General features: G+C 60.8%; 20 protein-coding genes. 10 read left to right on the forward strand and 10 right to left on the reverse strand.

The features are described 5' to 3' along the window. Window positions 1-13 precede the first annotated feature (13 nt). Window positions 14-1,273, reverse strand: coding sequence for an NRAMP family divalent metal transporter (locus DMY87_RS23250; RefSeq protein WP_110794024.1), 1,260 nt, complete (start codon window positions 1,271-1,273; stop codon window positions 14-16). Window positions 1,274-1,631: 358 nt separating this feature from the next. Here DMY87_RS23250 and DMY87_RS23255 point away from each other — a divergent pair, with 358 nt between their 5' ends. Beyond that, entirely contained in the window at window positions 1,632-2,288 is a 657-nt protein-coding gene (locus tag DMY87_RS23255) for a GntR family transcriptional regulator (RefSeq protein WP_110794025.1), read from the forward strand. 47 nt (window positions 2,289-2,335) lie between these two features. Here DMY87_RS23255 and DMY87_RS23260 read toward each other — a convergent pair whose 3' ends face one another. Both DMY87_RS23260 and DMY87_RS23265 read right to left on the reverse strand, forming a co-directional pair. Next, complete coding sequence (locus DMY87_RS23260) at window positions 2,336-2,845, reverse strand: acyl-CoA thioesterase (RefSeq protein WP_110794026.1); 510 nt, start codon at window positions 2,843-2,845, stop codon at window positions 2,336-2,338. Between the two features lie 99 nt (window positions 2,846-2,944). Continuing rightward, a complete protein-coding gene (locus tag DMY87_RS23265; RefSeq protein WP_110794027.1) occupies window positions 2,945-3,790 on the reverse strand; it encodes a hypothetical protein in 846 nt (281 codons plus the stop codon). Window positions 3,791-3,993: 203 nt separating this feature from the next. Here DMY87_RS23265 and DMY87_RS23270 point away from each other — a divergent pair, with 203 nt between their 5' ends. The 5 genes from DMY87_RS23270 (at window position 3,994) to paoC (ending at window position 9,601) form a co-directional block, all read left to right on the forward strand. Next, window positions 3,994-5,178, forward strand: coding sequence for a GNAT family N-acetyltransferase (locus DMY87_RS23270; RefSeq protein WP_110794028.1), 1,185 nt, complete (start codon window positions 3,994-3,996; stop codon window positions 5,176-5,178). 198 nt (window positions 5,179-5,376) lie between these two features. Next, window positions 5,377-5,667 (forward strand): DUF6894 family protein, encoded by a 291-nt coding sequence (locus tag DMY87_RS23275; RefSeq protein ID WP_133253058.1) that lies wholly within the window; start codon window positions 5,377-5,379, stop codon window positions 5,665-5,667. A gap of 115 nt (window positions 5,668-5,782) precedes the next feature. After that, complete coding sequence (gene paoA, locus DMY87_RS23280) at window positions 5,783-6,451, forward strand: aldehyde dehydrogenase iron-sulfur subunit PaoA (protein WP_425353524.1); 669 nt, start codon at window positions 5,783-5,785, stop codon at window positions 6,449-6,451. Next, entirely contained in the window at window positions 6,448-7,398 is a 951-nt protein-coding gene (locus DMY87_RS23285; protein ID WP_110794030.1) for an FAD binding domain-containing protein, read from the forward strand. The genes paoA and DMY87_RS23285 overlap by 4 nt, the downstream gene beginning before the upstream one ends. A 4-nt stretch (window positions 7,399-7,402) precedes the next feature. Next, window positions 7,403-9,601 carry an aldehyde oxidoreductase molybdenum-binding subunit PaoC gene (paoC, locus tag DMY87_RS23290; RefSeq protein WP_110794031.1) on the forward strand — a complete coding sequence of 733 codons (2,199 nt, stop codon included), beginning with the start codon at window positions 7,403-7,405 and terminating at the stop codon, window positions 9,599-9,601. A 61-nt stretch (window positions 9,602-9,662) separates the two neighbouring features. On the opposite strand, the gene DMY87_RS23295 is transcribed toward paoC, so the two are convergent. The 7 genes from DMY87_RS23295 to DMY87_RS23325 all read right to left on the reverse strand — a co-directional run bounded on the left by DMY87_RS23295 (window position 9,663) and on the right by DMY87_RS23325 (window position 17,746). After that, complete coding sequence (locus DMY87_RS23295) at window positions 9,663-10,835, reverse strand: OmpP1/FadL family transporter (RefSeq protein ID WP_110794032.1); 1,173 nt, start codon at window positions 10,833-10,835, stop codon at window positions 9,663-9,665. A 256-nt stretch (window positions 10,836-11,091) separates the two neighbouring features. Further along, window positions 11,092-12,144, reverse strand: coding sequence for an NAD-dependent epimerase/dehydratase family protein (locus DMY87_RS23300; protein WP_110794033.1), 1,053 nt, complete (start codon window positions 12,142-12,144; stop codon window positions 11,092-11,094). Between the two features lie 76 nt (window positions 12,145-12,220). Continuing rightward, the gene (locus tag DMY87_RS23305) at window positions 12,221-12,880 is read right to left on the reverse strand and encodes a hypothetical protein (protein ID WP_110794034.1); all 660 of its coding nucleotides are present in this window, start codon (window positions 12,878-12,880) and stop codon (window positions 12,221-12,223) included. 7 nt (window positions 12,881-12,887) lie between these two features. Beyond that, window positions 12,888-14,351, reverse strand: coding sequence for an aspartate aminotransferase family protein (locus DMY87_RS23310; protein WP_110794035.1), 1,464 nt, complete (start codon window positions 14,349-14,351; stop codon window positions 12,888-12,890). A 1-nt stretch (window position 14,352) separates the two neighbouring features. Next, window positions 14,353-15,006 carry a class II aldolase/adducin family protein gene (locus DMY87_RS23315; RefSeq protein WP_110794036.1) on the reverse strand — a complete coding sequence of 218 codons (654 nt, stop codon included), beginning with the start codon at window positions 15,004-15,006 and terminating at the stop codon, window positions 14,353-14,355. Then, complete coding sequence (locus tag DMY87_RS23320) at window positions 14,999-16,597, reverse strand: xylulokinase (RefSeq protein WP_110794037.1); 1,599 nt, start codon at window positions 16,595-16,597, stop codon at window positions 14,999-15,001. Before DMY87_RS23320 ends, DMY87_RS23315 begins: the two co-directional genes overlap by 8 nt. 108 nt (window positions 16,598-16,705) lie before the next feature. Then, window positions 16,706-17,746 (reverse strand): AraC family transcriptional regulator, encoded by a 1,041-nt coding sequence (locus DMY87_RS23325; RefSeq protein ID WP_110794047.1) that lies wholly within the window; start codon window positions 17,744-17,746, stop codon window positions 16,706-16,708. A gap of 243 nt (window positions 17,747-17,989) precedes the next feature. On the opposite strand from DMY87_RS23325, the gene DMY87_RS23330 reads away from it, so the two are divergent. The 4 genes from DMY87_RS23330 (at window position 17,990) to DMY87_RS23345 (ending at window position 23,072) form a co-directional block, all read left to right on the forward strand. Next, window positions 17,990-19,135: an MFS transporter gene (locus DMY87_RS23330; RefSeq protein ID WP_110794038.1), complete on the forward strand. Its 1,146-nt coding sequence runs from the start codon at window positions 17,990-17,992 to the stop codon at window positions 19,133-19,135. 4 nt (window positions 19,136-19,139) lie between these two features. Beyond that, on the forward strand, window positions 19,140-20,555 hold the full coding sequence (locus DMY87_RS23335) for a coniferyl aldehyde dehydrogenase (RefSeq protein ID WP_110794039.1): 1,416 nt from the start codon (window positions 19,140-19,142) through the stop codon (window positions 20,553-20,555). A gap of 64 nt (window positions 20,556-20,619) precedes the next feature. Beyond that, window positions 20,620-21,909 (forward strand): D-arabinono-1,4-lactone oxidase, encoded by a 1,290-nt coding sequence (locus tag DMY87_RS23340; protein WP_110794040.1) that lies wholly within the window; start codon window positions 20,620-20,622, stop codon window positions 21,907-21,909. Window positions 21,910-22,115: 206 nt separating this feature from the next. After that, a complete protein-coding gene (locus tag DMY87_RS23345) occupies window positions 22,116-23,072 on the forward strand; it encodes an alanine racemase (protein ID WP_342588671.1) in 957 nt (318 codons plus the stop codon). The last annotated feature ends 86 nt before the right edge of the window (window positions 23,073-23,158 follow it).

A 23,158-nucleotide genomic window follows, 5' to 3' on the forward strand; every position in this document is an offset into this window, starting at 1 on the left:
TTAGCCTTGCCGATCAGGCGCCGATCAGAAGGGCAAAGATCGGACCGATCGACTTGTAGCCCATGTACCAGGTCAGCGCACAAGTAAGCACCCCGAGCACCAGCAGCCAGCGCGGGTACCGATAGCCACCCATCAGGTCAGAGCGCGCCCAGGCGGCATAGATGAAGATCGAGAGGCCGATCGGAAGGATGAGACCGTTGAGGCCACCAACGAAGACCAGCATCTGAGCCGGCGGGGTGGTGATGACGACGTAGAAGAACAGCGAGACGGCGATGAAAATCACGGTCGCGATGTTGCGGGCGCGTTCGCTGATGTCCTGCTTGAACACGGTGATGAAGGACACAGAGGTATAGGCGGCCCCGATCACTGACGTGATGGCGGCGAACCAGAGCACGGCGCCGAAGATGCGATAGCCAACGTCGCCTGCGGCTGCCTGGAAGGCCTGGGCGGCCGGGTTTGCACCCTTGCCCGAGATATCGATGACAACACCGGAGGCGACCACGCCGAGGATGGCGAGGAAGAGCACGTAGCGCATCAGGCCGGTCACCGCGATGCCGGTCAGCGCCGCGCGGTTGACGGCACCGAGGTTTTCGATGCCGACGGTGCCCTTGTCGAGCAGGCGATGGGCGCCGGAATAGGTGATGTAGCCTCCGACCGTGCCGCCGACGATGGTGGTGATCGTCGCGAAATCGATCGTGCTGGGCAGGAAGGTCTGGAACAGGGCGTCGCCGACCGGCGGCTGCGAGACGATCGCCACATAAAACGTCAGCAGGATCATCGCGATACCGGCAACGACGATCAGGCGGTCAACAGCCAAGCCAGCGCGTTTGGAGGTGAAGATGCCGATTGCGATCAGGGCGCTGATCGCGCCGCCCCATTTGGGGTCCATGCCCAGCATGGCATTGAGGCCGAGACCTGAACCACCGATATTGCCGATGTTGAAGAACAGCCCGCCGATGATCACGAGCACGGCGAGGACATAACCTGTGCCGGGGATCGCGGCATTGGCTATGTCGGATGCCCGCATCTTCGTCAGCGTCACGATCCTCCAGATGTTCAGCTGGACGACGAAGTCGATCAGGATCGAGGCGAGGATGGCAAAGGCGAAGGCTGAGCCGAGTTTTGTCGTGAAGGTTGCGGTCTGCGTGATGAAGCCTGGTCCAATGGCGGACGTCGCCATCAGGAAGATGGCGGCGACGAGGGCTGCCCGTCGCGATTTGACGGACATGCCGCCCGGTCCGGCGCTCACCGGCGCTGTCGAATTCTGTTCCATGTTACCCTCTCCGTGGATCTTGCGCCGGTTGCTCCGGCAGACTTGATGATCGACTGGCCTCAGCGTCGCCGCGTTTCACAATTCTGTCAATATTGTTCAACGATAATTCTTTATCGTTCTACTAAAATGATGAAATGTTGAGCAAAATGTCGGAATTCTGGACGCCTTCGACCTTGTTTCGGACATTTTTTGATCCTGTCACGCCCTGCAGTTGCCGCCAGTCGGGCTTTGGACAATAAGGCAGACGCGCCTTTTGACATTTGATGCGTTGGCAGGGCGGCGCAGAACACAGCTTGTCGGAACGCCTGGCGGGCGGCGATCGACAGGGGCCTGGGCAACGGCCGGAATGGGAACAGGAATGGCAGAAGCGGACACGACGGCGGCACTTGCGCCGAGACTTGCGGAGGAGATCCGCGACAAGCTGATCCGCGGCGAGTTGAAGCCGGGTCAGCGGCTGTCGGAGGCGGCGCTGAGCGCCGACCTCGACGTGTCGCGCAATTCACTGCGCGAGGCCTTCCGTTTGCTCACCAAGGAAGGCCTGCTGCGTCACGAGCCCAATCGCGGCGTCTTCGTTGCCACTCCGAGCATGGCTTCGATCATCGACATCTATCGGGTGCGCCGCATGATCGAGTGCCGGGCGCTGGCGGATGCCTATCCCAATCATCCGGCCGCCATGCGCATGCGGGCCGCCGTGGACCGGGCCCGCATCGCACGACAGGCAGGAGACTGGGGGACTGTCGGCAGCGAGAACATGAAGTTCCATTCGGCTATCGTCGAGCTTGCAGACAGCAGCCGACTGAGTGCCTTTTATGCCCAGATCGCCGCAGAACTGCGCTTGAGCTTCGGACTGCTCGATGACCCGGAATTGCTCCACGCACCCTATGTCGAACTCAACGCGTCGATCCTCGACCTATTGGAAACCGGGCATCCGAAAGAGGCGGCGGCGGCGCTTGAAGCCTATCTTGCCCAGTCTGAGCGGACCGTCCTGGCGGCTTTTTCCCGCATGGCGACCTGAAGGTACTTAAGGGCGCAACTGCGTCTCGAGCATCGCGTTTACGTCCGCTATGTCGCTGGAGATCCGGATTCCGCCATGGTTGCGGCTTCCTTGAAACGTGCCTCGAATTCCAGGCGAAGCGCGCGGCGGATGTCGGCGGCGCGCTGGCGGCGTTTACGCACTTCCGTCTTGGCTTCATAGGGTGGCACCGCAGTGGGGCGTCCCTCGGCATCCACGGCGACCATGGTAAAATAACAGGAATTCGTGTGCCGGCGCTCGCCGGTGCGAATGTTCTCTGCTTCGACCCGAATGCCGATTTCCATCGAGGTGCGGCCTGCGTGATTGATCGAGGCTCGGAACGTCACGAGTTCGCCGACATGGATGGGCTGGCGGAAGACCACCTGGTCCACCGAAAGGGTCACGGCATATTGTTGAGAGTAACGCGAAGCGCAGGAATAGGCGACGCGGTCGAGCAGGTTCAACAAGGCACCGCCATGCACCTTGCCGGAAAAGTTTGCCATGTCGGGTGTCATCAACACCACCATTTCCAGCTGGCTCGTGTCATGCGTCTGTTCCATCGGTGGCCTTTCAAGCGCTTTGGTGTGTTCCGGAACAGGCTAGCGGCGGCGAGGGACTTTTCCTAGCCCAATGGCTGGTCGGCTCTCTCCCGCGGTGTGTCATGCGCGATGACTGCGGTGTCTCAGCGCCTGATCTGCGGCTTCGGCGATCCATCCCCAGAAGGCGAGGTGAAAGCTGCGCACATCGGAAAGCATGCGAGGGGTAAGGGCCACGCGGTGCGAATGGCGGTTCTGCAGGACGAGCCCTTCCGCTTCGGCCGCATTGATGACGTTGCGCAGGTGGGAATGGGAAATGCCGAGTTGGCTCGCCAGATATCGGGATTCAAGCGCGAACCAGCGATCGCCGTCGAGGTCATTGCTGCTGTAGTGCGCGCGCAGCAGGGCAAGCGCCATGCGGTCGCCGCAGTCAAATTCATCGAACCATGCCCATGCGCCGGGCTGCTTCAAGGCAGACCGCGTGCGCTCCAGGATCGGACGTGCCGAGGCAATGAAGGCGACGGCGAAATCCTCGTCCGCGCGCAGGCGTCGGGCATTGCCATCTGGCAGAAGCCCCGCAACCTCGGCGCAGGTCATGTGATGAGAGAGCCACGTCGTCAGACCGTCAATCAGCGGTGTCTTTGCCGCCAGAAGCTTGGCGCGCCTGTCGTCTGCGTTCGGGATCGTCTCGACGAAACCTGCGACTTTCAGCAGGGCGAAAAACGCCGATAGTGTGCGGGACGCGCCCATTTCCTCTTGGATCTGCGTCAGCGTAGGCCGGGCGGCAAGGCCCAGCTCTGCCTCGCAATGCATGACAGCCAAGAGACCGGCCGCATGAGATTGGAGATTGCGTCCGAAGATCTTGTTCACCAGCCGCTCGCCGAGATGCATCGGCAGAATGCTGGTGGTGCAATGGCGGATTGCCTCCTCATAGGCTTGGTCCGTCAGTCTCGCCCGCAATGCATCCATGGCCGTTCTCTGTCCCGCTCGCTCCGCCTCTTTGTAGCATGATGAGACGGTTTCCGCTGTGACGGTCGACAGGATACCGCCACGAATACAAGCTCTGAGGTCCCTGTTGCAGTGAGGCAACTTGTGGGTTGCCTATACCGATCTTTAACAGGCCCTTGAGATAGTGCCGCCGATCAGACTTGGCGCACCAGAACGGAAGGCCCATGATGACCTCCCTTGCAACAACGGCTTCCGCCGATGTCTCGACGCGTTTTGCAGCCCGTCGCCATGATGACTTGACGGCACTGGAACACCATTGGCGCCAGCTCGAAACCACCGGCACGCTGTCGGCATTCCAGCGCTTCGACTGGCTGAAGGCAATCGATGCCCATCTTGTGCGTCCTCGCGGTGACCATGCCTTCGTCATCGAGGTCAACGACAAGGTCTCCGGTGACGGACTCATGCTGCTGCCCCTCGTTCTCAAGAAGGGGCGGATCCACAATCGCATCGAATTTCTCGGTTCCGAAGTCAGCGACATCAGCGCGGCAATTCTGTCTCCCGGCTATGAAATGCCGGGGGAGGCAGGGGCACTCCTTTGGCAGGCGATTGCCACTGCATTGCCGACGGCAGATCTGGTGCAGATCGGTCAGATTACCCAGACTGTCCAGGGGCGGCCCAATCCGCTCGCGAGCCTGCCGGGGCTGACGCTCTCGCCGAAAAAGAGTTTCGATGTCGCCATGGAAGGGGACCCGGAGACAGTTGTCGACCGTCTGGTGAACAATCAGACGCGGCGGATCCTCAAGACGTCGGCACGGCGAATGGCCGAGCGCGGTGTGGTAAGATTTCTGGCGGCGACGACACAGGACGACGTAAACACCTTGCTGCGCGTCATGGTCGAGCAGCGCTTTGCGCGTTTTCGTGAACTCGGACGCTTCGATCACCTGACGGAGCCGGGCGTCGAGGAATGTTACCGAACGGCCGCCCTTGCAAGCCTCGACGGACGCGGGCCGGCTCAGGTCTTTGGCCTTGCCGTCGACGATATCTGGATCGCCACGACCTATACGCTCATCCACGGGAACACCATTCACCTGACGATCGTCACAATGGCCGGGGGCGAGTGGCAGCCCTGTTCACCCGGCATGGCTATCCTGGCCCGCTATATGCGCTGGGCTCGGGAAAAGGGGCTGACCGTGATGGATTTCTCGGTTGGGGACATGGCCTACAAGAGTGGATTTGGCGGCCAGGCGCGCGATCTCTACAGTCTCTCTGTGCCACTGACGGGGAAGGGAAGTGCGATCCACTTCTCCGAAGGACTGGTGAGCGGGTTGAAGCAGCAGGTGAAGAGTAACCCTGCATTGTCTGCATATGCGCGGACTGCCTTGCGCCAGCTCAGAAATATGCGGCGATAGGGCCTGCTCGCCTCGATTTTTACGAGTAAACGGACCCTTTGCGGCGAGACAAAAAAAGTCACCAATTTTGGCCGATGTTTTCGCTTGCATCGAAGATTGTTATAGACAGCAGCGACCTTGGCAAAGTAGCTCTGGAGGTGATCTGCACACCAAATATGACGTGCAGGTGCAACTGCTGTTTGCTGCCGGAGTTCTGCCTTGCCACTTTATTACATGCATGTGATCGAAGACGGCGAACGTCTCCTCGACGTCGAAGGCACCGAGAGTTCCGACATTGATACGGCGCGAGCCGTCGCTATTCGCGGTATCCGCAGCGTCGTTGCCGAATCCTTCTCCACGGGTGAGCCCTGCAGCATAGCTGCCGTCGAGATTTGTGACGAAGACGGCAACCTGCTGCTTCCTGTGACCGTCGCCGAAGCCGTCGAGACGCCTCTCAAGCGGTTGCTGTCGATCGTCCAAACCAGCGCGCAAGGTCCCTCCGAGACCTGAACATGCGATGTCTGACGGCCATGCGTGACTGCGTGTGCCGGAACCCCTCTTCGAATTGAAACAGCCCAGTTTGTGATATCGATCCGTTGACGCTGCGCTTGGAAGCGGTGCAGGGATGACTGTGCCCGAAAGCCGCTACCGAAGTTCATCTGTCCCACTGGCGGATGGAACTTTCCGGCCGTGCCCCGATTTGTCTCATCTGCTGCCCCGTTTGCAGGCCTTCGAGCCGTGGCAGCGCAGCCCGCCAGAGACCATGGGGAACCCAGTGAGCATTTCGACCGCCGTAACATTCACCGTCAATGGCGAGACCCAGTCTCTCGACCTCGACAATCGCACGACCTTGCTGGATGCACTTCGCGAGCACCTGCACCTGACCGGGACCAAGAAAGGCTGCGATCATGGCCAGTGCGGTGCCTGTACGGTCATCGTGCAGGGGCGCCGGATCAACGCGTGTCTGACGCTGGCCGTGATGCACGACGGCGACGACATCACCACAATCGAGGGCCTCGGCCAACCGGACAACCTGCATCCAATGCAAGCCGCATTTGTCAAACATGACGGCTTTCAATGCGGTTATTGCACGCCGGGTCAAATCTGCTCATCCATTGCGGTGCTCGCAGAGATCAAGGCCAATATCCCGAGCCACGTGACGGCAGACCTGGCAGGTCAAGCGGCCGTCACGCCGGACGAAATTCGGGAAAGAATGAGCGGAAATCTCTGTCGATGCGGTGCTTATTCAAACATCCTCGATGCCGTTCTTGAGGTTGCAGGAGCACCGGCATGAGAGAGTTCACCTTTGAACGCGCCGCTTCTGTCGAGGCGGCAGCGCAGGCGGCAATTGCCAATCCGGGTAGCAAATTCATCGCCGGGGGCACGAACCTGCTCGACCTGATGAAGCTGCAGATCGAACGACCTTCACATCTGATCGACGTCAACGGCCTCGGATTGGACGAGATCGAAAAGACGGCGGAAGGGGGGCTTCGCATCGGAGCGCTGGTGCGCAACACCGATCTTGCCTCACACGAAATTGTTCGACGAGATTACGGACTTCTGTCGCGGGCCCTCCTGGCAGGTGCCTCCGGCCAGTTGCGCAACAAGGCGACGACGGCAGGTAACCTGCTGCAACGAACCCGTTGCCCATATTTCTATGACACGAACCTGCCCTGCAACAAACGCCAGCCGGGTAGCGGCTGCTCCGCGATCGGCGGCATCACGCGGCAGCTGGCTGTGATCGGTGTCAGTGAGGCGTGCCTTGCAACCCATCCAAGTGACATGGCTGTTGCCATGCGCGCCCTTGATGCCACCATCGAGACGGTTCGGGCAGATGGTTCAAAACGCTCAGTCCCGATCGCCGATTTCCATTCTCTTCCCGGTGATACGCCCCACATCGAGACCGCCCTTGAGCGAGGCGAATTCGTCGTCTCCGTGACCCTGCCGCCGCCAATCGGGGGTCGGCATATCTATCGCAAGGTCCGTGACCGGGCGTCCTACGCCTTTGCCCTGATTTCCGTCGGTGCCGTGATCCAGCCGGATGGCACCGGACGTGTTGCAATCGGCGGTGTCGCCCATCGACCATGGCGGGTAGAGCGCGCGGAGCCGGAACTGACCCATGGCGCCCGTGCAGCAACCAGCGCCATTCTGGATGGTGCGCGTCCGACGGAGCAGAACCGGTTCAAGCTCGATCTCGTCCAGCGTACGCTCGGCGCGATGCTTGCAGAGGCAAACGGATAAGATCATGCAATTCGACAAGCCAGCAACCACCAATCCGATCGACCGTCTCAAGGTTGTCGGCAAGCCAATCCACCGCATCGACGGCCCGCTTAAAGTGACGGGCAGCGCAACCTATGCCTACGAATGGCATGATCCCGACCTTGCCTATGTTTATGGCTATCCGGTCGGTGCGGCCATCGCCAAAGGGCACGTCATTTCCATCGACACGCAATCGGCAAGAAGCGCCACCGGTGTCCTCGGCGTCATCACGACGCTCGACATCGGCGACTTGCCCAAAGGCGAAAAGAACACCGCGAACCTTTTTGGCGGGAGCCGGGTCCAGCACTACCACCAGGCGGTCGCGATCGTGGTGGCCGAGACATTCGAACAGGCCCGCGCAGCAGCTGCCCTTGTTGAGGTCGTGTATGCGGCCGAGCCTGGGGCTTTTGATCTGCGGGCCGCAATGCCGAATGCGAGGACGCCCGAGCCTTCGACCGAACCGGACAGTGCCTTCGGCAATTTCGAGGCTGCCTTCAAAACGGCGCCCGTCACGTTGGACGCCGAATACACAACGCCGGACCAGTCGCATTCGATGATCGAGCCGCATGCTTCCATCGCGGTCTGGGACGATGACGCCGTGACCGTCTGGACCTCCAGCCAGATGATCGACTGGTGGCGCAGCGATCTGGCGATCACTCTGGGGATCGACAAGGAGAAGGTACGCCTGATGTCTCCCTTCATCGGTGGAGGATTTGGCGGCAAGCTCTTTCTGCGGGCCGACGCGCTTCTCGCCGCGCTCGCATCAAGGGAGATCGGACGACCCGTCAAAGTGGCGCTCCCACGTCCGATGATGCCGAACAATACAACCCATCGCCCAGCGACGATCCAGCGCATCCGTATCGGAGCTGAAGCTGACGGAAAGATTTCCGCAATCGGTCACGAAAGCTGGTCCGGCGATCTGCCTGGCGGTGGACCGGAGGTGGCGGTCATGCAGACGCGCCTTCTCTACGCCGGGGCCAATCGAATGACATCGATGAAGCTTGCGACGCTGGACCTACCGGAAGGCAATGCGATGCGTGCACCCGGCGAGGCCCCAGGTTTGATGGCCCTTGAGATCGCGATCGACGAGATGGCGGAGAAGCTGGGCATGGACCCGGTGGCGTTCCGGATCGCCAACGATACCCAGGTCGACCCTGAGCATCCGGAGCGGCCATTCTCCTATCGTGACCTGGTCGGCTGTCTTGAGAAAGGTGCAAGTGTGTTCGGATGGGACAAGCGCCAGGCTCCAGGCATGCGCCGTGAAGGCAACTGGATGATCGGGATGGGCGTTGCTGCCGCATTTCGCAACAACCTCGTTGTGTCGTCTGGCGCGCGGATACGATTGGACAGCCGGGGGATCGTGACTGTCGAGACGGACATGACGGATATCGGGACCGGCAGTTATACGATCATCGCGCAGACGGCAGCCGAGATGATGGGTCTCGATGTCGACAAGGTCGAGGTGAAGCTTGGCGACTCCCGCTTCCCGGTTTCGGCAGGCTCTGGTGGCCAGTTCGGCGCAAATTCCGTGACTTCAGGCGTCTATGCGGCCTGTGTGAAACTGCGCGAAGCAGTGGCCAGCAAGCTTGGTTTCAATTCCACCGATGCCATTTTTGAAAACGGCGAAGTGCGTTCCGGCAATCGCGCCGTCCCATTGTCCGAAGCTGCCGGGGCCGACGGCCTTGTCGGAGAGGATAAGATGGAATGGGGGGATCTGACCGAAACCCATCAGCAATCGACCTTCGGTGCGCACTTCGTGGAGGTGGGCGTCGATGTTGTCACAGGCGAGACCCGAATCCGTCGCATGCTTGCCGTCTGTGCGGCGGGGCGCATCCTGAACCCGATCACGGCGCGCAGCCAGGTGATCGGCGCGATGACCATGGGTGTGGGCGCGGCATTGTCCGAGGAACTGTCGGTCGACACGCGCTATGGCGTCTTCGTCAACCACGATCTGGCCCTTTATGAAGTTCCTGTCCATGCGGACATTCCGCATCAGGATGTGATCTTCATGGACGAGACGGACCCTTACTCGTCTCCGATGAAAGCCAAGGGGGTTGGGGAGCTTGGTTTGTGTGGTGTCTCGGCGGCAATCGCCAATGCGATCCACAACGCGACAGGCATTCGGGTCCGGAACTATCCGATCACGCTCGACAAGCTGATCGGCGCGCTGCCCGAGATTGCCTGAGACGCCGGATGGTATGGAAGAAGGCGGCTCCGGTGGGCCGCCTTCTTGATCGCTCTTTAGATCAGAACTCGATCTTGTAGGATACACCGGCCGCGACAGCCCAGTCGGCGCTGGCTTCGGCATCGTAGGTCGCGCCTTTTGATGCGCTTTGCGAGCCGGCCGTCAGATAGGTGACTGCGGCACCAACTCCAATGGTGCCGACAGTTGCCTTGTATTGCGCGCCCAGACCGAGCGTCCAGCTATCTGTGGTGATGTCGGCGCCCGTGCCGACACCTTCATCCCAGGTGATATTGACCGTGCCTGAAAGCTTGTCGTTGAACTCATGCCCGACGCCCAGCTGAACGGTGTAGCCATCGGTATAGTTGAACACCTTGTTCGATGTCCCGAGACCGGTCACCGTGTAGTTGAAGTTGGGAAGAACGCTCCAATCGGTCCAGGCGATGGACCCGTAGGCGAGCCAACCGGGCGCGATGCCTGTCTGGGCGTACAGTTTGACGGATTGCGGCAGGGTGCCGGCGCCGTTGGCCGGCAGCGTGCCCGGAATACCGAGCCCGAGTCCGTCCGCAGACGCCGTGAAGGTTCCGTCGCCTTCGTGCTTGATCTGCGAACGATACATCAACTGCACACGCAGGGCGTATTCGGGGATGTCGTAAGCAAGGCCCAGGCGATAGCCCAGTTTGCCGTCATCCTTCAGTCGAACATTGCCGATAAATGTGTCTTCGGCATATTCGAAGGTCTCGACGAATGCGCCGCCGATCATGTGGAGGCGGCCAGGCCCTGCGTCGAAGCGCATATCACAGGTCGCGCCGAATTCTTCGGACGAGAATTTCATTTTCGATGTCGGATTGGCGTCTATGCCATTGGCCACCGCAGTCTGGTATTCGGCCAACTGAGCAGCGGCACTGTAGGTCGCAGAAGCGCCGAAGGGCTTGGTATAGGTCAGCGCGCAGGAGAAATCCTCGCCGATCCGCATGCCGAGCGCGATGTTGGGAATCCGGAACTCGTCGGAATAGGAGTCCTCGTCAACGGGCTGGCCCATCAGGCTGGAATAGCTGCGGTCGGGTGACACATAGACATATGACGCTTCCGCTCCGAAGCGGGCTTCATTGAAGAGCATGTCCGTATTGGCTTCGCCGCGCGAGAAGCCACCGGCCATAGCCGGCATGGCAATCAGGCTGCTGACGCCAAGCGTCAGCAACAAGGCGCGCCGGCGCCCCACCATCATCAATTTCATCTGTCGTGTTCCCATCTTTTATAGTGGTGGTGACCACGCAGTCGCGACGCCATTCATGGCATGCCGGCTTTTCCCCGAACCGACCTGCGACGCCCCTCCGCGCTCAACATGTCCAGAATATGGGCAGCCGGCGAGCCATCAATGTGGGAACGGGACAAATTGGGATCATTTGCGGCCATTCATGCAACGCAACCGTGCTCAGCCGACAGTGGGCGGACATGCGGACAGAAACCAATCCTGCGTTGCGAGAGAGGTCTCAGGCTTTGGGCATCGATTTGAGATGCGCCCAGGAGCGGTAATGGTCGGCAATGGTTGTGGCAAAGGGGCGGTAGACAATGCCGAGTTCGTCACGGCTGCGGCGGTTGTCCAGCGCAAAACGGATGCCGAGATGGTTGGTCATGTAAGACTGCGTCAGCCCGAAGAGCGGGCCGACGAGCCGGACGACGGCGTTCGGGATCTGCCAGGTCGGCAGGAGATATGGCCTTGAATGGAAACGCCTTGCAACTGCTGCGATCTCAAGAAAGGTTCGGGTGTGGTCCTCCGAGACGATGTAGCGGCCTTTGGCCGCCGGATTTTCGGCCGCACGAATATGGGCGGCTGCCACGTCCCGTACATCGACGCAGGCGAGGCTCAGATCCGGCATGCCATAGAAGAAATAGCCCTTGAACATCTCGTCGAGCAGGAACAGAGAGCCCGATTCCGACGCAGGCGTCAGCGACGGGCCGAGGATCATGCCGGGATTGATGGTGACGAGGCTCCAACGCTCTTGTTCGCTGGCCTTGGCCCAAGCCGCCTTTTCGGCGAGCACCTTCGAGTAGTGATAGGGATTGTTGCGCACATTGCTGGACGTGTTGAAGTAGTCCTCCGCGACGGTGTTGTTTTTCATCCGTCGTACATCGGCATAATCGCCAAAAATAGCCCCGATCGTCGAGGTCATGACGACGCGCCGAACGCTCTTGGTCCGTTGAACGCTCGCCAGCACGTTATGTGTGCCGCGCAGCGCAGGCTCGACCATTTCGCGCTGACCGTCCTTGATCTTCTCGGGCAGCTTGAACGGCGAGGCAACATGGAAGACGACTTCGCAGCCGCTCATCGCGGCATCGAACGAGCCTTCCTTCAGCAAGTCGGCTTCGAACAGGCGAAGGCGACCGGGAAACCGAGATGCCATCTCGGTGAGAGGCTGGATCTTCGCCCTGTTTTCAAGACTTCTGATCGTGGCATGGACCATGGTGCCAGCCTCGAGCAACTGAAGGATCAGATGGCTGGCGACGAAGCCGCTTCCGCCTGTGACGAGCACCTTGTCTTGCATGTGAACACCTGTTCCGTTGCGTGGCGTGACGTTGCTTCCTTGGTGGGATAGGGCGGGCGGTTCGACCCGCCCGACGTCAATATCCGGCCTTTAGAATGGATCGTTCCCCCCGCAGGTGCCGAGCTGCAGCCTCTTTCTGGTCCTTTCGCAGACGGCCGTTGGCGATGAAACGGATCAGCCAGGGAATGCGCTTCACCTCCGCGCCGGTGCTTTGCGCCAGCACGTAGCATTCGGCACATTTTTCCAGGATCTCGATGTTGAGCAGCAGCCGCTCAAGGCCCATGCCGAAGCAGAGCACGAGATCATCGAGGCAATAGGCGTTGGCGCCGCTCGACAGGGCAGGCATCGGTGCCGTCTCGCTCGACGACATGCCGATCCGTCTGGCCTCGATCCCCAGATGGCGGATCTGTTCGTCAAAAATCCCCGGCATCGACAGGTCGATGCGCGAAAGCCACGAGGTCCAGGTCGGACGACCGGCGGCTATCGCGCCGACATCCGGTCGTGCGCGGTAGATCCGGTGATGCAGGTCTGCGGGGGTATCGGAGAGCCTGACCCACTCGAAATCTGCGGGCACGTCGTTGCGCGCGGTGACCATGACCTTAACGAAGGCATTGAGCTCCGGGATGCGCTGGGACAGCTGGTCGCCGGGCTTCAAGAGGCCTTTGCCCGACAAGCGGGCTGCTGCAAGCCCGAGTTGGTGCTCGACAGCAGATGTTGGGGGTTGGAATATCGACATCGTCGTCTCAGATCAGACCGAAAACCGCGTCGAAGCGGTTGAGCGCATCGTCGATCACCTCGTCAGTATCGGCCATGCTCGTGTAGATGCGGCTCCCCGCCAGTGTCAGCAGGCCATGTGCCATGTAGGCCGCGCCCATTTCCTCCATCAGATGTTTGCGGGCATTGGCCTCCCGCATCAGCTTGATGGGATTGCGCATGCTCATCAGCAACACCGCCGATGTCTGGAGATGCACGATCGATCCCATGTTGTAGACCACATAGGGCAGGCCGCGGCGGGTCATGATTTCCTTGAGGCCGCGTGTCAGCCGGTCGCCTGCACGCCCGGCGATGACAGGAGCGTTGGTCCGCGCCATCTCCTCGATGGCGTAGTACCCGGCCACGCAGGAGAGCGGGTTGGCCGACAGGGTGCCGCCCACAAAAGCGCGCTTGCTGGATGTGCCAATGCCACCCACAAGCGACATCATCACCTCCTTGCGTCCGCCAATACCTCCGGCCATCAGATAGCCGCCGGTCAGGCATTTTCCAAAGACGGTGATGTCGGGATTGACGTTGAAATAGCCCTGGGCACCGCCCATGCCGACGCGGAAGCCGGTGACGACTTCGTCGAAGATCAGCAGAGCGCCGAACTCGTCGCACAGCTTGCGAACTTCCCTGTTGTATTCCGGCGTCACCGGACGCGTCCCGCTTTCCGGGCCGAGCGGCTCCACGATCACGGCGGCCGTACCGCCCCGGATGCGGTTGAGCATGAGCTTGCGACGAAGCGTGCCGAGTTCGTTGGGGAAGACCTCCTGGGTGTGGCCGGTCACGCCCTTTGGAATGCCGGTCGCCTCGCGCCGACCAGTGCCGGGCACGCGCATGCCGTAGACCATCTGGTCGCTCCAGCCATGATAGTCGCCACCCACCTTAATGACCCATTTCTTTCCAGTATAGACGCGCGCCAGGCGGATCGCGCCCATGCAGGCTTCGGTACCGGAGCCCAGCATGCGGAACATCTCGATGCCGGGCATGTGCTGGCGGATGATTTCGGCGAGCTTGAATTCGTATTCGTGCAGCAAACCGGTAACCGGTCCGCAGTCATCGATGATTTCGTGCGCCTTCTGCCGCACCGGCAGGTAGTTGGAGCCGAGCACGGTCGGACCGCCTGCCTGCAGGAAGTCGATATAGCGGTTGCCGTCGGCATCCCACATATAGGGTCCATCGACTTTCGTGGCGGCAACCGCGAATGGGTAATTGAAGGCGAGGTTGTGCTGGACGCCACCGGGAATGACCTCTGCCGCGCGTTTGGCCCATGCCTTCGAGGTCGTGCATTTCTCTTCGAAATAATTCAGCACCTTGGGCATGTTGGCGGCCGAGATGCCCTTGGGTGGCTGCTTCAGAAGCACGTTGAGCCGGTCCATGAGGTCGCGATTATCAGGCCAGGAACTGATGGCGTAGGATGCGGGGTCGGCGGTTCGGGTTGCCATGTTCATGTCAGGCTCCTTGGCTCTCAGTTTTGTCCAGGACATTCAGGAGAAAAGTCCGGACTTGTTTGTCGAGCGTGCTACGGTTTTGAATGAGTTTGCGCAGGTACAGTGCTGCCGAGGCTTCGATCTGGCGCAGCATGCCGGCGGCGGACTTGAGATCATTTGCGGCGCAGATCACACCGTGGCTCGCCATCAGATAGGCGTATACATCGGGCAGGATCGTCCTGGCGAACGCCTTGGCCAGCATGCTCGTGCCCGACGGACGGTAGGGCACCAGCGCCACATGCGGGCCGAGGGCCGTCAGATCGCAACCAGGCGCCCAGGGCAGCATCTCGTGCAGCAGCGCAACGGCGCTGGCGATCGGCTGATGGGTATGGATACTGGCATAGCGGGAGGGATGTGCCTGAAGCATGGTGGAATGCAGTGCTTTTTCCACCGTCGGCGTCTTTTCGCCGGCGACAACCGAAAGCGTTGCGATCTCCAGGATCGGCACGTCGGCGGCGGTCATCGTATAGTAGTCCGTCGCGGATGGGGTGACGGCCATCAGGCGGTCGTCCAGGCGCACGCCGATATTGCCACCCGTCCCGGCAAAATAGCCGTGATCCGAGAGGTGGCGGCACATATCGACGATCTCCTGGCGGGCCGTGGTGAACCTATTCATTCTTGCTGCCCTTCGAGCCGTTGAGTTTCTGGTAGAGCGGCGCCAGTCGGCTGTGCAGTTCGGTAAAGATGCCGAAGCGTTCGTCATAGAAGCGCGTGGCAGGCGGTGACGGCTCGTAGCTCCGCTCGATCTTGACGTGTCGCACGGCTTCGTCGAGCCGCATCAGGCCGAGGCCATGGGCCCCGATAAAGGCTGCTCCGCGCGCGTTCGCCTTCATCGGTTCGTGCGGCTGGTGGATCGTGACGTTCAGCACGTCCGCATAAATCCGGCACCAGGCATTCGACAGGGCGCCCCCGCCGATCATCGTGATCGTCTCAGGCCTCCGGCGCATGAAGCGCTGGATCGGCTTCATCATCCAACGCGTGTTCAGCGCCACGCCCTCGAACACGGCGCGGACGATGGTTTCCCGGTTGTGCTCCATGCTCAAATTGAAGATGCCCGCCCGGAGCGACTGGTCGTCCACCGGGCAGCGCTCGCCGAACAACCAGGGCAGATACATGGCCCCGTCCGCGCCCATTGGCTGACGCGCAGCGATCTCGTCGAGGACACGGTAGGTGTCGGCGGAAGGCTCTCCCTGGACGAGCCCGTCGTCGTGCAGGACGATCCTGTCCTTCAGGAAGGCAATGTTGTTGGCCCCGCTCGATTGCAGGGCGATCATCAGATATCGCGAAGGAACGGCGCAGGGGATCGAGCCGATCTGATCGAGAACGCTCGTGCGTTTGAACGGCACGTGCGCTGCGATCCAAGAAGACGAACCGACATAGAGATGGCAGTCGTAATCGTCGATCGTGCCGGCGCCGATTGCGGCTGCCGTGTTATCGATTGCGCCGGCCACCACCGGTGTCTTCGGCGACAGACCAAGAGCCTCGGCAACGTCTGGCAGGATCGTCCCGATCACATCCGTGCAGCGTACCAGATCGGGAAACTTGTCACGGTCGATACCGCTCATCGCGATCAGATCATCATCGTATCGGATGTTGTTGGGATCGCGATTGTCCGTCACCCAGGAGGTGAGAATGGAATCCTGCGTGGCACAGAAGCGCCCGGTCAGGCGCAGATTGAAGTAGTCGAGTACGTTGAGGAATTTGTACGTCCGCTGATAGATCTCGGGAAAGGCATCGCGCACGAGCAGCATATGGCCGGCGGGGTCCTTGCCGGACAGGGCAGGGGCACCGCCACAAAGACGGAGCCATTTCTGCAGCTTGATCGCATTGTAGCCGGCCACTTTCAGCGCGCCGCGCATCTCGCGCTTGAGATAGCGGGCGCCGCGCATATCGAGCCAGAGGATCGCATTCATCAGGCTCTGGCCATTGCGGTCGACCGGAACCGTGCCTTCGCCCTGTGTGGAGGAGCAGATTGCCACGATGTCCGACCGGGAGACGTTGCCAAGGCTCAGAACCTCACGGGCCGCTTCGACAAAGGCCGTCCACCAGTCCTGCGGACGCTGTTCCGCACCGATGCTGTCGACGACAAGCAGTTGCACCGGCCGAAAGGCCCAGGCCACGACGTCGCCAGTCAGCGAAACCAGTCCGACCTTGCAGCCGCTGGTCCCAAGATCGATGGACAGTACATATTGCTCTGCGTTTGCCATGGCCCCTCAGCCGACATCGACCGGTATTGTCCGGCCTGTTGTGCTTGTAAGAGAGGATAGACCCGCGCCCCGACCCGCATGAAGCGGTCGAGCTGTCCTAATGAGGGTCTATTCCGGCCAAATCGACGATACGTCGTTGCGCAGCGCGCCCGGTGTCGTGCCAGTCCAGCGACGAAATGCGCGGCGAAAATTGTGAGGGTCCGTAAAGCCGACATTGAACGCGATCTGCTCGACCGACATGTGCGGATTGGCCAGAAGCTCCAGCGCCCGGTTCTTGCGCAGGTCATCCAGCAGGCCCTGGAACGACACCGAGCTTTCCGCCAGGCGCCGCCTGAGAGTCCGTTCGCTCATGCCCAGTGCCTTGGCGATCTTGGAGATGCTGATCCTTTCCTGGAGTTTCTGACGCAGCACGCGTTCGACCGACTCCGTGATTTCCGCTGCCTCCCGGGAGCGGGTCCGGTGATAGGCGATGAATTCGCACAGCTGCCGGTGGCTGAAAGGATCCGCAGTCGCAAGGGGAAGCTTGTACAGAGCCGGATCGAAGAAGAAGACGTTTTCCACGCAACCAAAGCGGATGTCGCAGCCGAAGATCTCATGATAGGCCGCAGCATGTACGGGTGCGGGATAGGCGAGTTCGATCCGCAACGGTTTGAAGTTTTCTCCGATCAGCGCAATGCCGATACTCATGAAATTGGCGAAGGCTTCCTCGACGAGAAAGGTGTAGATGCCCGGCTCGTGAAACCGGCTGGCGGCCGTCACCGCAACACCGTCTGTGCTCGCGCGCGTGTCGAACTCAAGCATGCTGCCTGTGTCCTTCTGAAACTGCAGGCCCAGCTTGACCGCCTCGCCGACGGTGGGCGCCGTCAGCATGGCGTAACCCACGAGCCCGACCGAATTGATCTTCTGCCGGAACCCCGTTTCCAGACCGAGCGCGCGTCCTTCGGCCATCTGAAGCGCACGCAGGATCGCTTCCCGTCCCTGGCGAAAGGAGACGCGGCATCCGGGATCCTGAAGGTCGTCGAGCGTGAGGCCCAGGCCGACCAGGATCCTGTTGGCATCCAAACCGGAAGCGGCCACCGTCATGGCCAGGCTTCTCAGCATGAAGGCCGGAATATTTGCCGTCATGTAGCGGGAATCGGTTTGCTTCATGCGCTGCTTCTGCCTCCCCATCGGCGCGCTTGGTCGTCTTTCCGTTGATACCGATGACACATCTTCGGTTTGCGACTCGTCAAGCCAACTTGGTCGCATATCGTTTCGATTGGCCGGAAAAGACCCCAAAGAGGCCCTGAAATCCCTTGTCGCCAAACGGCTGCGTCATATTCTCGTCATCGCGACGGCGACAGAAGGACCGGAATGGGCAGCGCCGCGCGGAAACCCTGGGGGGCGACTGCAATGATCTTGTGGATTCTCGGATTGAGTGCGGCCTATGCCGTGGCGCTGAACGGCACCATGGTGATGCCGGTCGTCGTCCTGGCGATGAGCAAACTCGCCGGCTATGACGAAGGGCTGGCGACGGTCGTTGCCAGTGCAGAACTCGCGGGCGTCGCCATCTACGGCATCTTTCTGCCCAAGCTCGCGGTTCGCTCCTGGCGCCCTGTTGCCATCGTGGGTTTGCTGGCGGTCATCCTGGGGGAAGCTGCAAGCTTCTGGCAGCAGACCCCGGCTTTGCTTGCCGGTGCACGTTTCGTCACCGGTCTCGGCGAGGGAGCGATCTTCAGCATTGTTGCGATGAATCTTGCCTCGCTCGCCAATGCCGAAAGACTTTGGGGCGCACTTGCGCTGATCGGCGGCACCGCCATGGGCATCCTTCTCTTTGTCGTCTCGCTGATGCCCCATCAGGAGGCGGAAGCGCCCGTGTTCCTGACGCTCACGCTCTTTGCCGCCTTGATGGCACCGCTCTTTCTGCTCATCGCCAAGCGTCCGATGGCGATGGAGAGAGCGACCGCTCATTCGAAGCTCGACCGCTCGAAAATGCTTCTCACCATGGTCATCGTCTTCATGGTCTATGCCGTTCAGGCGGGACAGTGGGCGATCTGCGGCTATGTTGGTGAGCGCGTCGGCTTGAGCAATGCGGAGGTCGGCTTCTACCTGGCCGTCTCGTCGCTTGCGGGTTTCGTCGGTGCCATCGTGCCTTCCATGACCCAAGACAAGTCCAAACGGCTACCGTTCGTGATGCTCGGCTTCCTCGTCATGGCGGTCTCCGTCTATTATCTCTTCAACATTTTCACGCCGGTGGTGTTCATCAGCACGCAGATCCTGGTCAATGTCGGCTTCTTCATCGTGACGCCTTTCGTCACGGGTGTGCTGACGGAAAATGACCCGGATGGGTCGTTGATGTCGCGCATTCTGGTGATCGCAATTGTCGGGGCGACGTTGGGTACCGCAGTTGCCGGCCCGGTCTTCGTTTCAGCCGGTCCGGCTGCCTTTGCCTGGTCCTGCCTCCTGCCGCTGGGACTGGCCGCCATATGCGCCGTCATGGTATTCGGTCATCTCCACCGTGGCCTTCCGGTTGCGGCAAAATCAGGTATGACGGAGTAAGGCCTTGAGCGAAGACAATTCTGCGGAGAGCCTTCTATCGCATGCTCTCGGCCGACAGCGAGCCGCATTCGAATCTGATCCCTATCCGACGCTTGGCCAGCGCCGTGACAGGCTGGACCGGATTGCCCGCCTGCTGAAGGAGCGGGAACAAGAGATCTGCGCAGCAGTCTCACGCGATTTCGGCCATCGCTCTCTGCATGAGACGACCATGTTGGAGATCGTGCCGCTGATGAGCGCTCTCCGCCACACGCGCTCCCATCTGAAACGTTGGATGAAGCCGGAGCGACGCGGTCGGTCCCTCGAATTCCTGCAGCTGTCGAACTGGGTTCAGTACCAGCCACTCGGTGTCATCGGCATCATGGTGCCCTGGAACTATCCGGTGTTTCTGGCGCTTGGGCCTCTGATCGATATTCTCGCTGCCGGAAACCGGGCGATCATCAAGCCGTCCGAACTGGTGCCGCAAACCTCAGCCTTGCTCGCGCGTTTGATCGCCGAATATTTCGCACCCGATGAGGTGACCGTGATCGAAGGCGGCGTCGACGTAGCGGCGGCTTTCTCCGCGCTGCCGTTCGACCACCTGATCTTCACCGGCTCGACCGCCGTCGGCAAGAAGGTCATGGCAGCTGCGGCCGCCAATCTGACGCCAGTGACGCTGGAACTCGGCGGCAAGTCGCCGACCATCATCGCGCCCGAATATGACCATGCCTCCGCCGCACGCGACATCGTCTTCGGCAAGCTGATGAATGCAGGGCAAACCTGTATCGCACCCGACTACGTCCTCGTCGAAAGAAGCCGGATGGATCGGCTCGTTGAAGCGCTGGTGACTGAAATCAAGCGGTGTTACCCCCGCCAGACTTCGGCCACGCAGTATACCGGTATCGTGGGCGAACGGGGGCACGAGCGACTTTTAGGCGGGCTCCAGGAATGCCACGACCGCGGCGTCCGGGTCGTTTCCGCGGATATCGCATTGCCTCAAACCGGTTTCAGCATCGCGCCGACGTTGGTGATCGATCCGCCGGTCGACTGCCGCCTGATGGAGGACGAGATCTTCGGGCCGATCCTGCCGATCATACCGTATGATACGCTCGACGGTGCGATCGCCTTCATCCGTGCCCGCCCGCGACCGCTTGCGCTCTACCTGTTTACCGGCAACTCCGAGATCGAACGCAAGGTGCTGGCTGGGACCATTTCCGGCAATGTCACGATCAACGGCACTCTGCTGCACGTGGCACAGAACGATTTGCCGTTTGGTGGAGTGGGGCCGAGCGGGATCGGGGCCTATCACGGGCTTGACGGTTTCAAGCGCTTTTCGCATGCCCGCGGCACCACAAAGGTCAGGATCTTCAATCCTGCACGTCTGGCCATGCCGCCATATGGCCGCCTGACAGAATTTCTGGCGAAGGTCATGGGACGCGGCTGAATCAGGTGGCGCTGCTCCATGGAGAAGGGCTCGCTGCAGGCAAGAGGACAAAAAGGGGGCCGACATGGCGGGTGAGGGGGTATCCTGGCGCAACTGGTCCGGCAGCGTGGAGGCGGAGGTTCAGGCAATTGTGCGGCCAGCCGACGAAGAACAATTGCGCGAGACGATCCAGCAGGCGCCCAGCCCCCTGAGGCTTGTCGGTTCCGGGCATTCCTTCACGCCGCTCGTCGCGACGTCCGGCACCGTCGTCGATCTCGCGGCGTTTTCGGGGCTCATCGGTCATGATGACGTTCAGACGACAGCGACTGTTGGCGCCGGCACCAAGCTGGGACAGCTGACCGAGCTGCTTGCCGGCCTTGGCCAGGCTTTGCCGAACATGGGCGATATCGACAAGCAGACCGTCGGCGGCGCGCTCGCAACCGCGACCCATGGTTCCGGCCTTGGGCTTGGCGCCTACCACACCCAATTGCGGATGATGCGCTTTCTCGATGGACGCGGAGCGGAGCGGGAGTTTCTGGTGGACCGCGATCAGGAGATGATCGAGGCAACGGGTGTCACCCTCGGTGTGTTCGGTGCGCTCACCGCCGTCACCTTCCAGAACGTTCCCCGTTACAATTTGCGGCGCAAGCGAAGCATGCAGCCGCTCGGCCAGGTTCTCGACAACTTCGAAACGCTCATGGCCGTACACCGCTCGGCTGAGGTCTTTTTCGTTCCCTTTGCGCGGCATGCGCTCATTCAGACACTCGACATGACCGAGGAGAGCGGCGATTTCCACATGACCTCGGAAGACGAGGCCGGCCTCGCGACGCTGAAGATGCTGCGGACATATCTGAAATGGCTTCCGAGCCTTCGGCGCCTGCTGATCGGCAACGCGATGGCCAAACTCTCCGACGAAGAGGTCGTGGGCGAGTGGATGAAGATCTACGTCTCAGACCGGCAGACGAAGTTCAACGAAATGGAATACCACCTCCCCTTCGAGGAGGGTTCGGGAGCGCTCACGGAAATCATCACGTTGATCGAGAAGCACTTCCCGCAGGTCTATTTTCCCGTGGAAGTGCGGAGTGTGCAGGCAGACAAGTTCTGGCTCAGCCCCTTCTACAGCCGGGACACGTGTTCGATCGCCGTCCATCATGATGCGGCTGAAGATCCCACAGCCTTCTTCCGCGCCGCGGAAGCGATCTTTCGACGCCGGGGCGGGAGGCCGCATTGGGGCAAGATGCACAATCTCACCGCCTCGGATCTGGCCGCGTCCTATCCCCGTTTTCGTGATGCGATGGAGGTGAGGCGGGACCTTGATCCCGACAATCGCTTCATCTCTCCTTACATGGCCCGATTGCTCGGGATCGCGCCATGACGGGAGAGGCGTATTACCAGAGGCTTTCGACCGCCCTTGTCCAGGCCGAACTGCATCGACCGGTTCTTGTCATCGACCGCGACCGGCTCGACGGAAATATCGAGTTGGTTCGACAGCGATTGGCACCCGGCCTTGGGCTGCGGATCGTCGACAAGTCGCTATCCTCGATTCCGCTGATGCAGCATATTCTTTCCCGGTGCGACACCATGCGCATCATGAGCTTTCATCTTCCGATGACGCTTGCGATGCTGTCAGCCTTTCCCGAAGCGGAAGTCCTTTTCGGCAAGCCCGTACCGATCGCCACATTGACGTCGAGCCTCAATCATTCCCCACCTGAGATGGTCGATGATGTTCTGCGCCGGTGTGTCTTCCTCATCGATGACATGGCTCGCCTCGAGCAATATGCGGCGCTCGCGCACAGTTCCGGCAAAACCATCCGAATTGCCTTCGAGGTGGATGTCGGCATGCATCGCGGCGGTTTCGAAACCCCGCAGACGCTGCTGGCGGCCGTGGCGCGGGCAGGAGAGGCATCGGGCCTCAGGCTGGAAGGCGTGATGGCCTATGAGGCGCATATACCGCAATTGCCGCGTCTTTTCGGTGGGGCGTATGAACAGGTTCGGGTCGAAGCAAGGCTCAACGATTTCGTTGCCGCCCTGCCGCCAAAGGCGCGCAATATCATCAATACCGGTGGCAGCAAAACGGCTTTGACCTATGGGAACGCAGGCACCATCACCGAGGTGTCGATGGGCTCGGCTTTCCTCAAGCCCACGGATTTCGAAATTGAGACGCTGTGTTCTCTCCAGCCTGCGGCTTTCATCGCAACGCCGATCCTGAAGGTCGGCGACATGCGCCTTCCCGGTCCGGCTTTCCTGACCTACCTGACGCAGGCGTTCGGCAGTCTCCCCAAAAAAGGTTGCTTCCTTTATGGCGGGAAATGGATGGCCGAGCCTGTCCATCCTCGGGGACTGCAAGAGAACCGTTTGTGGGGGCATTCTTCGAACCAGCAGATGATGGCGTTGCCGCACGACACCGATGCAAGGCCTGACGACTTTGCCATTTTCCGTCCGACACAAAGTGAAGCGGTCCTGCAACATTTCGACGGCTTGTACGTGATGTCAGGCGGGCGGATTGAGGAACGATGGCCCGTCTTGCCGGCCGGATAGTGGCGGGTTGCGGTCAATTCTAGAGCACGTCCACTTTACTCGGGGTCATATCCGCAGGATTTGAAGTAGTTGGCGCATTCCTTCGG

Source organism: Peteryoungia wuzhouensis (genome assembly GCF_003205195.1).
GTDB lineage: Bacteria > Pseudomonadota > Alphaproteobacteria > Rhizobiales > Rhizobiaceae > Allorhizobium > Allorhizobium wuzhouense.